11 protein-coding genes are annotated in these 14,547 nt (G+C 64.2%); 7 read left to right on the plus strand and 4 right to left on the minus strand.

What is annotated here, in order from left to right:
• Positions 1–38 precede the first annotated feature (38 nt).
• Entirely contained in the window at positions 39–1,337 is a 1,299-nt protein-coding gene (locus ACZK5N_RS10520; RefSeq protein WP_459018689.1) for a nucleotide sugar dehydrogenase, read from the plus strand.
• A gap of 1 nt (position 1,338) precedes the next feature.
• Here the strand turns inward: ACZK5N_RS10520 and wecB are convergent, their stop codons facing one another.
• Positions 1,339–2,403 (minus strand): non-hydrolyzing UDP-N-acetylglucosamine 2-epimerase, encoded by a 1,065-nt coding sequence (gene wecB / locus ACZK5N_RS10525; RefSeq protein ID WP_459018688.1) that lies wholly within the window; start codon positions 2,401–2,403, stop codon positions 1,339–1,341.
• Positions 2,404–2,516: 113 nt separating this feature from the next.
• On the opposite strand from wecB, the gene ACZK5N_RS10530 reads away from it, so the two are divergent.
• Both ACZK5N_RS10530 and ACZK5N_RS10535 read left to right on the plus strand, forming a co-directional pair.
• On the plus strand, positions 2,517–3,776 hold the full coding sequence (locus ACZK5N_RS10530) for an O-antigen ligase family protein (protein WP_459018687.1): 1,260 nt from the start codon (positions 2,517–2,519) through the stop codon (positions 3,774–3,776).
• 655 nt (positions 3,777–4,431) lie between these two features.
• Positions 4,432–5,529, plus strand: a complete 1,098-nt coding sequence (locus ACZK5N_RS10535) for a glycosyltransferase family protein (RefSeq protein WP_459018686.1) — start codon at positions 4,432–4,434, stop codon at positions 5,527–5,529.
• On the opposite strand, the gene ACZK5N_RS10540 is transcribed toward ACZK5N_RS10535, so the two are convergent.
• Complete coding sequence (locus ACZK5N_RS10540; protein WP_459018685.1) at positions 5,520–6,755, minus strand: glycosyltransferase; 1,236 nt, start codon at positions 6,753–6,755, stop codon at positions 5,520–5,522. The two genes, ACZK5N_RS10535 and ACZK5N_RS10540, sit on opposite strands and share 10 nt — an antisense overlap.
• A 91-nt stretch (positions 6,756–6,846) precedes the next feature.
• On the opposite strand from ACZK5N_RS10540, the gene ACZK5N_RS10545 reads away from it, so the two are divergent.
• Genes ACZK5N_RS10545 through ACZK5N_RS10560 form a run of 4 tightly spaced genes read left to right on the plus strand, consistent with a single transcriptional unit; the run spans position 6,847 to position 12,418 of the window.
• Positions 6,847–7,932 (plus strand): glycosyltransferase, encoded by a 1,086-nt coding sequence (locus ACZK5N_RS10545; protein ID WP_459018684.1) that lies wholly within the window; start codon positions 6,847–6,849, stop codon positions 7,930–7,932.
• The gene (locus ACZK5N_RS10550) at positions 7,929–9,266 is read left to right on the plus strand and encodes a lipopolysaccharide biosynthesis protein (RefSeq protein ID WP_459018683.1); all 1,338 of its coding nucleotides are present in this window, start codon (positions 7,929–7,931) and stop codon (positions 9,264–9,266) included. Before ACZK5N_RS10545 ends, ACZK5N_RS10550 begins: the two co-directional genes overlap by 4 nt.
• A 1-nt stretch (position 9,267) precedes the next feature.
• Positions 9,268–10,596 (plus strand): O-antigen ligase family protein, encoded by a 1,329-nt coding sequence (locus tag ACZK5N_RS10555; protein ID WP_463624902.1) that lies wholly within the window; start codon positions 9,268–9,270, stop codon positions 10,594–10,596.
• A 10-nt stretch (positions 10,597–10,606) separates the two neighbouring features.
• On the plus strand, positions 10,607–12,418 hold the full coding sequence (locus tag ACZK5N_RS10560; RefSeq protein ID WP_459018681.1) for a polysaccharide biosynthesis protein: 1,812 nt from the start codon (positions 10,607–10,609) through the stop codon (positions 12,416–12,418).
• On the opposite strand, the gene ACZK5N_RS10565 is transcribed toward ACZK5N_RS10560, so the two are convergent.
• Positions 12,400–13,569: a glycosyltransferase family 4 protein gene (locus ACZK5N_RS10565; RefSeq protein ID WP_459018680.1), complete on the minus strand. Its 1,170-nt coding sequence runs from the start codon at positions 13,567–13,569 to the stop codon at positions 12,400–12,402. The genes ACZK5N_RS10560 and ACZK5N_RS10565 overlap by 19 nt on opposite strands.
• Complete coding sequence (locus ACZK5N_RS10570) at positions 13,539–14,474, minus strand: NAD-dependent epimerase/dehydratase family protein (RefSeq protein ID WP_459018679.1); 936 nt, start codon at positions 14,472–14,474, stop codon at positions 13,539–13,541. Before ACZK5N_RS10570 ends, ACZK5N_RS10565 begins: the two co-directional genes overlap by 31 nt.
• Positions 14,475–14,547: the final 73 nt, after the last annotated feature.

Genomic DNA, 14,547 nt, shown 5'->3' on the forward strand with positions numbered 1-14,547 from the left:
TGCGCACCGCCATCCACCGGTGGAAGGGACGAAGAAGAGTGAAGATCGCTGTCATCGCCATGGGCAAGATCGGCCTCCCACTGGCCGTCCAGTTCGCCGACATGGGTCACGAGGTGATAGGCGTCGACGTGCAGCAGAGCGTCGTTGACAAGGTCAACGACGCCGTCGAGCCGTTCCCTGGCGAGGCACACCTGCAGGAGAAGCTCTCCGAGTTGGTCCCCGCCGGGCGACTGCGCGCCACCACGGACTACGGCGAAGCGATCCCGGACGCGGACGCCGTTGTCATCGTGGTCCCCCTCTTCGTCAACGACGAGACCTGGCAGCCAGACTTCGGCTGGATGGAGAACGCCACGCGCAGCCTCTCCGAGCACCTCACCCCCGGCACGCTCGTCAGCTACGAGACCACCCTTCCCGTCGGCACCACGCGCACGCGGTGGAAGCCCATGATCGAGGAGATCTCGGGGCTCACCGAGGGCAAGGACTTCCACCTCATCTTCTCCCCCGAGCGTGTGCTGACCGGCCGCGTCTTCGAGGACCTGCGCAAGTACCCAAAGCTCGTCGGCGGCCTCTCCCCGGAGGGTGCCCGACGCGGCGTCGAGTTCTACGAAGCGGTGCTCAGCTTCGACGAGCGCCCCGACCTGCCGCAGGGCAACGGGGTGTGGGACCTAGGCTCGGCCGAGGCCGCCGAGATGGCGAAGCTCGCGGAAACCACTTACCGCGACGTGAACATCGGACTGGCCAACCAGTTCGGCAAGTTCGCGGCCGCCAATGGCATCGACGTCCACAAGGTCATCGAGGCGTCGAACTCGCAGCCCTACAGCCACATCCACCGCCCCGGCATCGCCGTCGGCGGCCACTGCATCCCGGTCTACCCGCGCCTCTACCTCTACACGGATCCCGACGCCACCATCGTGCGCACGGCCCGCGAGGCCAACATGACCATGCCGGAGTACGCCATTTCCCTGGCCGAGGGCGCGCTGGGTGACCTACGCGGGAGGAAGGTCGTCGTCCTGGGCGCCTCCTACCGGGGCAGGGTCAAGGAGACCGCCTTCTCCGGCGTCTTCCCGACTGTCGCGGGTCTTAAGGCGCGGGGCGCTGAGGTGAGCGTCCACGACCCAATGTTTACCGACAAAGAACTCGCCAAATACGGCTTCGACGCCTACCACCTCGGCGAGCCGGTCGACATCGCGATCCTGCAGGCCGACCACCCCGAATACACCTCCCTTACCCCGGCGGATCTGCCTGGCGTGGAGGTGTTCGTCGACGGTCGCGGAACCTGCCCGGCGGACGCGTGGAGGGACGTCAGGTTCTTCCGGCTGGGTGACGGCGAGGCCTGAGTCAGGCCGGCTGCCAGGTCTTCAGCACCCGCACAACGACTTCTGCCGCCTCACCCCGGCCATAGGGAGCGGCGTCTGTCTTCTCCGGAGCCGGACGCACGGCAAGCTCAGCCAACCGGGTTAACTCTGGATCGAGCGCGTTCCAGCCCGTGTCGACGGTTTCGGTCCATTCCGTCTCAGTGCGAATCGTCGTGCACACAGTCTCAAGGAGGAAGGCCTCCTTCTGCAGGCCGCCCGAATCGGTGACCACACCCCGGGCATGGACCACAGCGTTGATCATGTCTGGATAGGTGAGCGGTTCGATGACATGCAGACCTCCACGCTCGATCTCGATACCACGCGCCTCGCAGGTGGATCCAAGTCGTGGGTGGACGGGGAGGTACACGTCAACGTTCAACGACCCCAAGGCGTCGAGAATTGCATCGAGCCGTCCGGGATCATCGGTGTTGTCGGCGCGATGTACGGTGGCCAGCACATAGTCCTGACCTTGCGGAATACCCGGCACGGGCCGCGGATCGGCCAGAACAGCGTCGCGGGTCTGCAGGCAGACGTCGGTCATGACGTCACCTACGAGCACGGCGCGTGAGGCGAGTCCCTCGTCGCTCAAGTGCTGCATCGCCACCTCTGTTGGTGCGAGGCACAGGTCTGCGGCGTGATCAGTCATGACCCGGTTGTGCTCCTCGGGCATACGACGGTTGAACGACCGCAGGCCAGCTTCCAGATGTGCCACTCGAAGATGTTGCTTGACCGCCGCGACCGTCCCCGCGAGAGTGGAGTTAGTGTCACCGTAAACGAGCACCCAGTCTGGCTTCATCTCCATCAGGATAGGATCCAGCTGTTCCAACATCCGCCCGGTCATGACACCATGGCTGCCGCTGCCCACCCCGAGATGCACGTCCGGGTCCGGAATACGGAGATCACGGAAGAACGCCTCGGACATGTTCACGTCGTAATGCTGGCCGGTATGAATGACGCTGTGCTGAATCCCTTCGGCCGCCATCGCCTGGGCAATGGGTGCCAGCTTCACGAACTGAGGACGTGCGCCGACGATACTGACAACGTGCACGGTGTTCTCCTGGGCTTGGGTTCGCTCTCTGACGCACGGCACGCCAGCACCACCAATCCTAGGGTGCGCCGGGCCACCGAGTACGCTTACACCGCTGGAGGGAGGACAACCGCATGACCCTGCTGCTTCCCACGAAGGCAGCTCGCCGCACTGGCGGAGAGTTCTTCATTGCCGCCGTTGCTCTGCTCGTGTTGATCCAAGTGCCCGGCAACACCTACATCGCCCTGCTTCTTCCCCTGTTCGCCCTGCTCTGGAACGGCCTGCGGGTCCCCGACATGGGTCGAGTGAACCCGTATCTGGCGACCTGGCCACTCTGGTTGTGGCTGGGCATCACGCTAATCGCATCATTGATGGCACTGATCTATGACAACGCACTGTTCCAGCGAAACTTCTTCCTCCTGACCGTGGCGACGACCAGTGTCGCACTCTTCGTGATTCCAGATTCCTCCAAGCGGGGAGAACGTGCCCTCGGTACCGGGCTGTGGCTGGGTTTCTCGGCGCTAGCCCTGATCGGCATCGTCGAGGTCGTCACAAACAATAAACTGATTTTCTCGCGCTACCCGGAATCGACTGTCCTGTCCTGGGTTGCCACAAAGCGCTTCCTCACCACCGCCGTGTACCCCAACTACAACGATTACGCGATTGCCCTTGTGCTCCTGGCGGTATTCATCGCAGCCAGATTTCTGGTTGCTCCGCGAGGGCTCGTGGTGCAAGGGGCCCGAGTCGTGGCGGTCCTGGCCCTTAGTGGGTGGATCGTCTACATCGGGTCGCGGGGCGCCATGCTCGGCCTACTGGTTGCGTTGGCCCTCCTCGTCTTCCTCACCGAGCGCGAACGCGACATCCGGTCCATTCCAAGCTGGCTGCTCACCACGCTGACGGCGACTGGGGTGGCGGTGGCTGCCGCGCTCTCGCAGACCAGCTACGTGCAGGACGAGAACGCAGCGGAACGTGGGCGCATCATCGAACGGCTCTGGGCGCTGGCCTCCGAGGATCCCAGCCGGACGCTCCTCGGATTCGGCTCACCGGAGACCCTCACCCGGTTTAGCACGAGTCATTTCAGCGGCCAACTGCTGAACCCTCACAACGTCATCGTGGAGAGCTTCGTCTGGGGTGGGATCTTCGGCGCCCTCGCCTTTGTCACGTGCTGGGGTTTTGTTGCCTGGAAGGCTGTCACCAATCAGTCTGGCACATCGTGGTTTGCCAAGGCCGCCACCGCCGCCACCGTGAGTCTGCCGCTGCTGGGGGTTACCCCAAGCGTGATGCTCCACTATCTGTTTCCGCAATTGCTGCTGGTTCTCGCCGTCGCGACGCTGCGAAGGCGTCCAGTAGCGCCATCGTCACCAACCACGCCGCAACAGCTAGCGCGCCACTGATGATCAACCGCGATAGCTTCGCGGAACTCACTGCGGCGATCTCCGGGTCTGCGGCAGCGCCCAGTTCGTAGGGGAAGTACAACGATCCCTCTCCCGAGCGGCTATCGGCAATCACCTCGGCGAAGGCCACGGCAGCGTCGTTGGCAAGGGCCGCTGATTCCTCGGCCGATTCGCCCGTGGCATCGACCCGGACCGCGAAGGCATTGATCTGTTGGATGTCAACAAGCGCGGAAAAGCTATCGAAGGTTATCGCCTCGTGTGTCACCTGAACCTTCCTGACCAGCTCAGCGCTGTTGCGCGCCACTGCCACATCTGATGCGACGAGGCCGTTGGTCATGGTGCTCTGGGTGGCTTCAGCGTCAGTCGCAGCCTGCGGCACCTCGATGAACAGAATACTGCTGGATTGCCAGGTTGAAGGCGTGGCCAACGCGAATCCGGCCGCCAATGCCAGCACCACGAGAAAGACCGGCAGCCCGCGGAGCCACTGCCTGGATAGGCGCACGAGGTAGCCCCGCAGGTCGACGATCGTGGGTACTTCTTCCGCATTTGCTTGCACGAGCCTCATAGTACCTACACTTGGCCGCCCGCCCGAGGAGGCGCAAACCATGTCAACCGCGATACTGTGAACTGGCTCTTGATCCGAAGTGAGGTGCCCGTGACCCGCGTTGTCTTTCACCATCCCCTGCCTATCGTCGCGGAGGGATTCTCGGGCAGCAGCGTTCGACCCGCTCAGATGCTGCGAGCCCTGGAGTCCGTGGCTGAGGTGTGGCAGGTCACGGGAAGTTCGGCTGAGCGGAAGCAACGTATCGACGAGGTGAAGAAGGCAATGGCGAAGGGGCTGCGGTTCGACGGCGTCTACGCTGAAGCCGCCACGCTGCCCACCCCCCTGACCGACGATGACCGCGTTCCCAGGCACCCGTTCATGGATCCTCTGTTCTTCCGCCACTGCAGGAAGCAGGGAACACCGGTGAGCCTGTTCTATCGAGACGTCTACTGGCGCTTTCCAGGGTTCGGGCACCGTCAGTCGAGGCTGCGCCGAGAGATGGCGCGGGCCTCTTTCCGTTATGACCTCATGTGGTACCGGCGCGCGGTCGACCTGTTGTATCTACCGAGCTTGGCGATGAAGGATCATCTCCCCCAAGCCAAGGGCCTGCCGGCCAAGGCGCTGCCTCCGGCCACTGTGCTGACCGAACCTTCTTCACCCAGCCCTGACGGGCCGCTTAAGCTGTTCTACGTGGGCGGCTTGGGCTCCATGTACGACATCCAGGATTTCGTTCGGGCCGTAGCCGATCAGGACGGCATCGAGTTCACGATCTGCACCCGGGTAGAGGACTGGGAGAGCGTCGCCGACGACTACCGGCCGTTGCTCGGTTCGAACACCCAGGTCGTCCATCAGTCGGGGCCCGCGCTGCGCTCAACGATGGCGCAGGCGCACATATCGGTTCTCTGCGTCCAGCCGAACCTCTACCGCTCGTTCGCGGCACCGGTGAAGCTTTTCGACGGCATCGGGATGGGGCTGCCCACTGCTGCTTCAAACGGCACGCACGGGGGAGCCCTCGTCAATGAGTTCAGGCTGGGCTGGACTGTCGACTACGAGGTGGCTGCCATGCGCGAGTTATTCAGCCGCTTGGCACTGGATCGCAGCGAGATCGAGAGCGCCCGCGATCGCGTGCTGGCCGAACGCGGGAACCACACCTGGCTGGCTCGGGCCGAGCAGGTAGTTCGGGATTTCGCGGAGATCCGTCAGCGCTGAGCCAGGGCGAGTGCCTCGTCTACAAACGCGGCAAAGTTGGCGCTTTGGTCCCAGTGCCGCACCACCTCGTCACGGAATCCACGCCGCCATGCTTCCTCCATTGAGGATGGCAGGGCTTCCTCGATCTGGCCCGCCCACGTCGTCGAGGGTGCGTCCGGGTGGAGGATAACTCCGCCCGGAGGGGCCACTAGCTCTTGAGTGCCGCCGACATCCGTGGCCGCCACGGGGATAGCCCGGCACATCGCCTCCATCAACGAGACCGGCACGCCCTCCGAACTGGACACATTGATCATGAAGTTCCACGGTCGACTCGCATAGGTCCTGGCCAAGACGTCGCTATCCAGCTGACCCAGCCAACTGACCTCGACATTGTCTGGAAGGGATACGGCGCTGGCGCGGAGCGAATCCGCCAGGGGACCCGAACCGGCATGGGACCAACGGATGCGGCGCTGTGGATTGGCCTCCGCGAGGATCCGTAGCGTGTCGATCAGCCTGTCCACTCGCTTCACGGGCATCAAGGACGACACCGACAAGAGATTGAGTTCGTTGTGGTCAAAGGGGATGGGAGCCACGTCATCCGTGATAGATACACCCAACCTCATGCACCTCGATCGCTCAGGCGGCAAATCCCATGATCGTCTCGCGGCGCGCAGCCCGGCTTCACTGATGGGAGCCAGCACATCCACTCTGGACGACATCCACCCACGGAAGGGCAGGCGACGATCCGGCGACAATTCCTCGTAGATGTCGTAGCCATGCGCGCGTGAGAGAATCCGACGGACCGCCTCAGGAGCTCGGAGGGCGCCCAGAGCGTAGAAGTCGAACCAGTATGAATAGACGAGGTCAGTCGGCCTGCCCTGTTCACTGGCCAGATCTCCGAGGGCACGAGCGACTATGGAACCGGCAGCGGACGACACCAAGACGCGCCACAGCGCCTTCGGGGCATAGCTGCCAGCCCTCACTGAGGCGACCACCTCGCGCCACAATGAGGGAGAGGCCAGTTCCAAGAGTCGCTGGCGCTTGGTGTGCCGCTCTCGCAGCTTGCTCAGGCGATCATCTACGACGATACCCTCAGGCAGATCCCTGAGCCGGTCTGTGGTTCGCCAAGGCATCAGGATGAGCTTCACCCCGTCCCTCGACCAGTGGGCGATCTCCGGGGTCAGGAATTCTTCCCCGGGGGCGTACGGATAGACCGATGAAAGGAGCACCACCGTTGCGCGGGACATGAACCAGAGCCTAGTCGGTGGGTTCATGAAGGAGGGGCAACCGACAAGCGAGTAGGCTGAGGCCTACCCACGTTCCATTTGGAGGTTATTGGTGCGCATCCTGCACGTCATCAACGGGCTCGGGACCGGTGGCGCTGAGATGCTCGTCGTCAACCTCGCGGCGGCGATGCGCGGACATGGACACGACGTCACGATCGCCTGTCTGGCTGATGTGGACGGTGTCCCCAACGGCCGTGCTCGCGACCTGACACTTGATGTTCGCATTCTGAGCCCCCACCGGCTGGACCCGCGCCTGCCCCTGCGCGTCGCCGCGCTGGCCAAGGGCTACGACATTATCCACGCCCACTTGTTCCCAAGCCTGTACTGGACGGCGCTTGCCCCAACGACTGTCCCGAAGGTACTAACTGAACACAGCACCTCCAACCGTCGCGCCCACAAGAGCTGGCTCCAGCCGGTCGACCGTTGGATTTATCGACGCTTCGATCGCGTCTTCGCCATCAGCCAGGGAGCTGCAGAGCACCTCGCCACGACTCAACGGCACCCCGCCGAGGCGTTCCCGGTGGTCCTAAACGGCATCGACGGCGAACTCCTGAAACACTCAGCCGCCCGGCGACCTGGTGAACAGCGCATCATCTCCGTGTCGAGCCTGGACAACCGCCGCAAAGACCTCCTGCGGGCTGTCGAGGTACTGGTGCACCTGCCAGCGGCAACACTGACCATCGTCGGCGATGGGCCTGATCGACCGGCCATCGAATCACATGCCACGAGTCGTGGCGTGAGCGATCGCCTGACGCTGGCAGGGCAGCGCTCAGATGTCGCCGACTACCTACGCCGACATGACGTCTTTCTCTCCAGCTCCCGCATCGAGGGCTTCGGCATCGCGGCCGTGGAGGCCATGGCCGCAGGCCTACCAGTGGTTGCGCCAGACATCCCAGGCATTCGCGAGGTGGTGACGCATGAACGAACCGGCCTCCTGTATGACCGCGGCGACGACGCGGAGCCGACGCGTTCACTGACCCGGCTGTTCCACGACGTGCCCCTCGCAGACGGGCTGGCCACGGCTGCCCGAGCTGATGCCGCGCGGTTCACCATCGACAGCTGCGCCGCCAAGTACGAACAGCACTACGCCGACATCACCGGTCAGGTGATGAGCCGCCGGGCAGAGAGTTCCCAGTGAGGAGCCCCGAATCGGGTTCCTGGCACCAGCGACTGATCGGGCGGTTGCGGGATAGTCGACTGGGACAATGGCTAGGGCGTCACGAGTTCGCCAAGCACGTCCTCACGCTAATGACGGGCACGGCCTTCGCCCAGGTCCTCGGCCTGCTCATCTACCCGATCGTCACGCGCGTCTACAGCGCCGCCGAGATGGGCGTCTTCAACCTACTGGCCGCCGTCGTCGGCTTCCTGATTACGATCGCTGGCCTGCGTTACGAGTACGCCATCGTGCCCGCCCGCTCCGACGACGAGGCCCGCACCCTCATATCACTGACGACGCGCACGAACACTGCAGTGTCGGTGACGGCGACCGTGTTGCTGCTGATCTTCGCCGAGCAGGTCGCCGGGCTGCTCAACACGCCCCGACTGGCTGACTGGCTGTGGCTCGCTGGCCCCATGGTCTTCCTGGCTGCGCAAGTTATCATCCTCACCCAGTGGCTCAACCGGAAGAAGTACTACCGGTTTGCCAGCAGCAACCAGATCTCCCAGTCGCTGACCATGTCTGCCAGCCGCGTGGGACTTGGGTTCGCGGGCGGCAACGCTCTGGGACTGGTTGGTTCCCAGATGTTCGGGCACTTCGTCGCCCTGCTCCGGTTGATCCGGCGCGTTGGTCCGGAGGTTCGGGGTCCATTGACAGGGCGCCGCCGCGACGTGGCCAAGAAGTATCGCCGCATGCCGCTGCTCAATGGCCCGAACGCAATGATCGACGCGATACGCCTCAACGGCATCCCCCTCCTCAACGGCCGGTTCTTCTCACTTGAGGCCATCGGCAACTTCGGCGTGGCCTGGCTGTTGATCCAGGCACCGCTGGCTCTCATCAACGGCGCATTGTCCCAGGTGTTCTTCCAACGCATGTCCGTGACCCCACGCGGGGAGATGTTCAGTCTCGTCAAGCGGTCCCTCATCCGATCGCTGTTGCTGGGCATCGTGCCGTTCGCGCTGATCTTCTTCCTCGCGCCCAGGCTGTTGCCATGGGTGTTGGGCAACGACTACGTTCTCGTAGGCGACATAGCCGCCGTACTGGTCCCCTGGCTCTTCCTGAACCTCGCGACGTCGCCCGTGTCAATGCTCTTCATCGTCGTGCACAAGCAGGCAACCATGTTGGTCTTCAGCATCGCCTACATGGTCACCCCGCTGACGATCATGTGGTTCTACCATCCGAGCATAGTTGAGACGATGACGGTGGTGTCGCTGGCGATGGCTGGCCTGCTCGTGTGCTTCTCCCTACTGGCGCTACTGGCCTCACACGCCTACGACGCCGGTCGCACACCAGACCTCCATACTGGGACGACCTGACATGAACGCAATGCGCCGGATCAGCGTGCTGTTCGGCTGGTCCGCCCTGGCCATCATCGCGCTGGGGAGCCTGTTCAATGGCAACTCGGTGGTCATCCTCACCCCTGTCGGCATCACGGCTTGGCTGCTGGGTGCCGTGCCTGCGATCATCGTCGCGCTGGCGCTCCTGCCGTGGGCCCAAGGGCTGCGCAACCTCTGGCAACAGGCGGGTTGGGTGATAATCGCGTTTCTCGCCCTCACCATATGGGGCGCCACCCGCGCTTTCGGCTTCACAGTCTGTGTGACGCACCGCGATGGCGAACCGTGGCCCGTCTGCTACCCAAGTTGGGTCGGCTGGATTCCGGTGCTTCAGGGTGCTGTCACCATGCTGCTGGCCTTCACCGTCGTCGCCGCCGTTCCACGTCGGCAGCTGTGGCGTTGGCAGATCGCCCTCGCCTCCGTTGTGGTGCTGATGACTGCGATCGGGCTCGTCAGGGCGCTGTTTCACCCCCGGGGATTCAACCGCCTCGGCACCGGACTGGGAGGTGCAGCGGTGCTGTCTACCGCGCTGATTGTCACGGTGGTCATCCTGGTGGCGGCAGCGCTCAAGACCAATCGGCGAGCCTGGCCGCTCTGGGGCCTCGCCGTCATCGGGGCCGCAGAGATCTTCCTCACCTTCTCCCGAGCCGGCCTGGGTCTGCTGGCCTTGGCAACGGTCGTTCTGATCGTCATCTGGCGAAAACGCACCGAGCGGTCGGTCTCATCACGCGCCGTGCTGCTCGGGTTGGGCGCCGTCGTCCTCTTAGCCATCGGTGCGGCGGCGTCCTTCCCTCATCGAGCGACGCGTCTGCTGACGCTCGGAGATCCAGCACGCCTGGAGAACATCACCAACGCTCTAGAGCACTGGACGAGCTCGGCCACGACGATCCTGTTAGGCACCGGCACTGCTGGAGTGTGGCCCTGGTTCGGCATCGACGCCAAACTAATCTACGCTCCACGCACAGGAATGATGCGGGTCGAGGGCATTGAGGGCGATCTCCTCGCCAACCCACACAGCACGTTCCTCGGTGTACTCGTCGAGCTGGGTCTGGTGGGAATCGCGCTGCTCACCGTCGTTCTCATCATCCTAGTGAGGGCTGCGCTCCGCCATCAAGGCGACCGGCGCACGGCGTCTGTGCTCTGGATCGTGGTACTCGCCGCTGCGGCGTTCGCCGTCGACACCTACCTCTTCCGCAATCCGGGTGTCTCGTTCGTGTGGTGGTGCGCGGTCTTCGCCGGCCTGGCGCTGCACGGAAAGGCTAGCGGCACTGCTGACGATAGGATTACCGGGGGACAACGCCACAGCAACTAAGGAGTAACAGGTGGACACAGCGAGGCGCACCAACGTGCACTGGCAACGGTTAGCCCTCGCCGCCTGGGACGCTAGCTGCTGGACCATCGCCGCCCTGGCGCTGGTGATCGCCCGATACAGCTTCACCCTCACCAACGCCCAGACCCGTATGGTGCTGGGCTATGCCGCTGCTGCCATGATCGCCCAGCTACTGCTCGGCTATGCGACCAAGTTGTACCGCGGCCGCAACCGGGTGGGCTCCTTCGAGGAAGCCACCCAGATCGCGGTCATCGTGTTGGTGATCGGCATCGTACTAGTGATGTGGTTCGCCTGGTTCGGCTCGCCCAGCTATCCGCGGGTCGTCACGTTCACGGTCCCCTTGGCCGCGCTCATCCTGATGGCCGCTGGCCGGTTCGTGTTCCGCACCTTGCAGGGCAGCACCCAACACGCAGCGACGGCGGAACCGGTCCTCGTCTACGGCGCCGGCAACGCGGGCGCACAATTGGGCCGACTCCTCGCATATGATCCGGACGCCCCGTTCACCATCGTCGGTTTCATTGACGACGACCCAGACAAGCGCAACCTCCACCTCTCGGGGGCGAGGGTCCTTGGCGGTAGGGACAAGCTGACACCCATTGCGCGGGAGCGCGGGATCAAGACGGTGATCGTCGCCATCCCCACGGCCAGCCGGGAACTAATGCGCGACATCTCAAACATCACCGACGAAGCTGGCTTGAAGACGCTTGTCATGCCCCCCACCCGCGAGATCGTGGGCGGACGGGTCGACGTCTCCAGCCTGCACGCGCTAGACGTGACGGATCTGCTTGGCCGCGCCCAGATCCAGACCGACCTCAGCGAGATCTCCGGCTACCTCTCCGGCCGAGTGGTCCTCATCACAGGGGCCGGCGGCTCCATCGGTTCCGAGATCGCCAAGCAGGTGCACCGCTTGGGCCCGAAGGAACTGGTCATGCTGGACCGCGACGAGTCGGGCCTGCACAGCACCCAGCTGTCCATCTACAACAAGGCCCTGCTCGACACGCCGAACATGGTGCTGTGCGACATTCGCGACATCAGCGCCCTGGACAAGGTGTTCGAGGATCACCGGCCGGATGTGGTGTTCCACGCGGCCGCACTGAAGCATCTGCCGATGTTGGAGCAGTACCCCCTGGAGGGGTGGAAGACCAACACCATCGGCACCCGCAACGTGCTGGCGTCGGCCCGCAAGTGGGGCGTCAAGCACTTTGTGAACATCTCCACGGACAAGGCCGCTGACGCCACCAGCGTGCTGGGCAAGACCAAACGCCTCGCTGAGGAACTCACCGCCCACTACGCACGCCTCGTGGACGGGCCGTGGCTCTCGGTCCGCTTCGGCAACGTGCTGGGGTCACGCGGCTCCATGCTGCACACCTTCACCCGTCAGATCGACGCCGGTGGTCCGCTGACAGTTACACATCCGGACATCACGCGATACTTCATGACCATCCCCGAGGCCTGCGAGCTGACGATCCAGGCTGGCGCCATCGGCAGGCCCGGCGACGTCCTCGTCCTCGACATGGGTGAACCGGTGAAGATCCTCGATGTGGCTAAGGGCCTCATCGCGCGCTCGGGGAAGGACATCAAGATCGTGTTCACGGGGTTGCGCCCCAACGAGAAGCTGCACGAGGTGCTCTTCAGCGAGGATGAGAAACGCACGCCCACCAGCCACCAACTGATCTCTCGAGTGTCGGTTCCTCCGCTCGATCCGGCGCTGCTGGATACCGTCGACGGCAGCGATCCCGCATCACTCGGGGCGGTGCTCCATCAGCGAAACTCCCTGCGCCAAAATCAGTTGCCGGAGCGGTAAACCTTGTTGAGACCCGCCCAGATGCGCTCGTTGGGGAACTCCTGTTCAGCCCATTGGCGCGCCTGCCCGCCCTGACGGGTGCGCTCGGCGTCGTCGTTGACGAGCGTGGTCAAGGCGATTGCCAGAGCGCCAGCGTCGTCGACATCGACAAGGAGGCCGGTGTGACCTGCGACGACGGAGTCCACGGCGCCGGTGGCGCGGGTGGTGACCGTCGGGATCCCTGCCACCGCAGCCTCCAGGATGACGTTGGGAAACCCCTCGCGTCTGGTTGGTAGGCAGAGGAGGTCCATGAGCGAGTACCAGGGCCACGGCTGTGCCTGATGACCCAATTCGAACACCCGGAAGGGCAGGGCCTCCAGTTCTCGTGCCAGCCCTTCGTCCTCCACTGAACCCATCAGCGCCAAGGCGACATCGCCATCGGGCCGGAACTGGTCGCTGCGCAGAGCAGCGGCGAGAGTGTCGAAGCCCTTATCCCGAGTGACCCTCCCCACAACCCCGATGACCTTGGTGGCTGCGCTGATTCCGAACTGGTGGCGAAGCTCCTCGCGGCGCCCATCGACTGCTGCCCTGACACCGTCGACATCGACGCCATTGCTGGATCCGGAGCCTATGACAATCGCGCTCCTCCGCCTCGGCAACAGGCGCTGGGCCTTCAGCTCACGGGCGAGACTGTGACTGACCGACACGGTGTGGGTGGACAGCGCGATCGCGATGCGCTCCATTATCCAGAGCAGCGCACGCTTCGACCCGGTCACACCTTCGAGCCGGAGACCGCGCACGACGTAAATCCGCTGAGGAACGCGGCACAGCCAGGCCGCCATCGTGCCCAGAAGCCCCGCCTTGGGAGTGCCGACGTTGACAACATCCGGCCGCAGTTCGCGGATCAGTGCGATCCAGCGCCGCAACGACACGGCGTCGTCGAGTGGCGACGGTTCCCTCTTCATGTCCAACGCGTGGGCGGTGACCCCGGTCCGCGCGGCGACCTCGTCGAAACCCGGTCCTGGCGCCATGGCGACGTGGACGTCCCACCCCTGGGCCGACATCCATTCGAGCTGCCCGCGCAGCAGGGTTACGGCGCTCGTGGGGATCGTCACGCCGTACAGCAGCCGCCGCTGGACCTTCACCGGTGCCCCGGGAGTGATCGGAACCACTTGAGGGTCGCGGTGAGACCCTCGTCAAGGGAGACGGGATCGATGTGCGGGAACAGGCCACGCAGAGATTCGTTGGCGCCCTGCGAGTGCGGCACATCCCCGGTGCGGGCAGGACGGAACTCTCGCTCCAACTCATGTCCGACAAACCCTTCCAGGCGGCGCACCAGATCCAACAGTGAGGTGTTCGTGCCGAAGGCGAGGTTCACCGGTTCGGGGTGGGTCACCCGGCCCTCCGCGGCCTCGAGGAGCACGCGGCACACAGTGCCAACGAAAGTGAAGTCCCTCGACTGGGTGCCGTCGCCGTTGATGGGCAGCGGCTCGCCACGGAGCATCGCGTCGATGAAGATCGGGATGACGGCGGCATACGCGTGGCCCGCATGCTGGCCGGGGCCATATACGTTGAAGAAGCGGAACGCGAGCGTGGTGAGGCCGTAGCACTGCTGAAACGCCAACACGTACTGCTCCGTGGCCAGCTTGCTCACAGCGTACGGACTCATCGCACGGACCCATTCGCGTTCGTGCTTGGGTAGGGCGGGGTTCATCCCGTAGACCGAGCTCGACGACGAACAACTCACGTGCTCCACCTCGGCCCGCCGTGCCGCCTCCAGTACCTTGAGCGTGCCGGTCGCGTTGACTTCATGTGTACGCATCGGATTCTGGATGCTGCGCGGCACCGAACCAAGCGCGGCCAGATGCACCACCGCCTCGGCGCCGGCCATGGCGCGGGTCAGTGCGTCGTCGTCGAGGATGCTCCCTTCGACGAACTCCACGTTCAGGCCATCGAGGTTGACGCGGTAACCGGTGGAGAGATCGTCGATGACCTTGACTGCATGCCCTGCAGACAGGGCCACCTTCACGAGGTTTGATCCAATGAATCCGGCGCCACCAGTGACAAGCAACTTCATGCAGGGGAGCATACTCTCGGTGGCTTCGCTGGTCGGTGACGCTACCTGGACGGGGCGGGCCGATCAGGTATCC

This window comes from Tessaracoccus pujii (genome assembly GCF_055326215.1).

What these genes read in the sequence shown, in the direction of transcription:
- ACZK5N_RS10530 (WP_459018687.1), top strand. Translation starts at nt 2,517, where the DNA reads ATGACCCTGCTGCTTCCCACGAAGGCAGCTCGCCGCACTGGCGGAGAG.
- ACZK5N_RS10540 (WP_459018685.1), bottom strand. Translation starts at nt 6,755, where the DNA reads ATGTCCCGCGCAACGGTGGTGCTCCTTTCATCGGTCTATCCGTACGCC.
- ACZK5N_RS10555 (WP_463624902.1), top strand. Translation starts at nt 9,268, where the DNA reads ATGAACGCAATGCGCCGGATCAGCGTGCTGTTCGGCTGGTCCGCCCTG.
- ACZK5N_RS10570 (WP_459018679.1), bottom strand. Translation starts at nt 14,474, where the DNA reads ATGAAGTTGCTTGTCACTGGTGGCGCCGGATTCATTGGATCAAACCTC.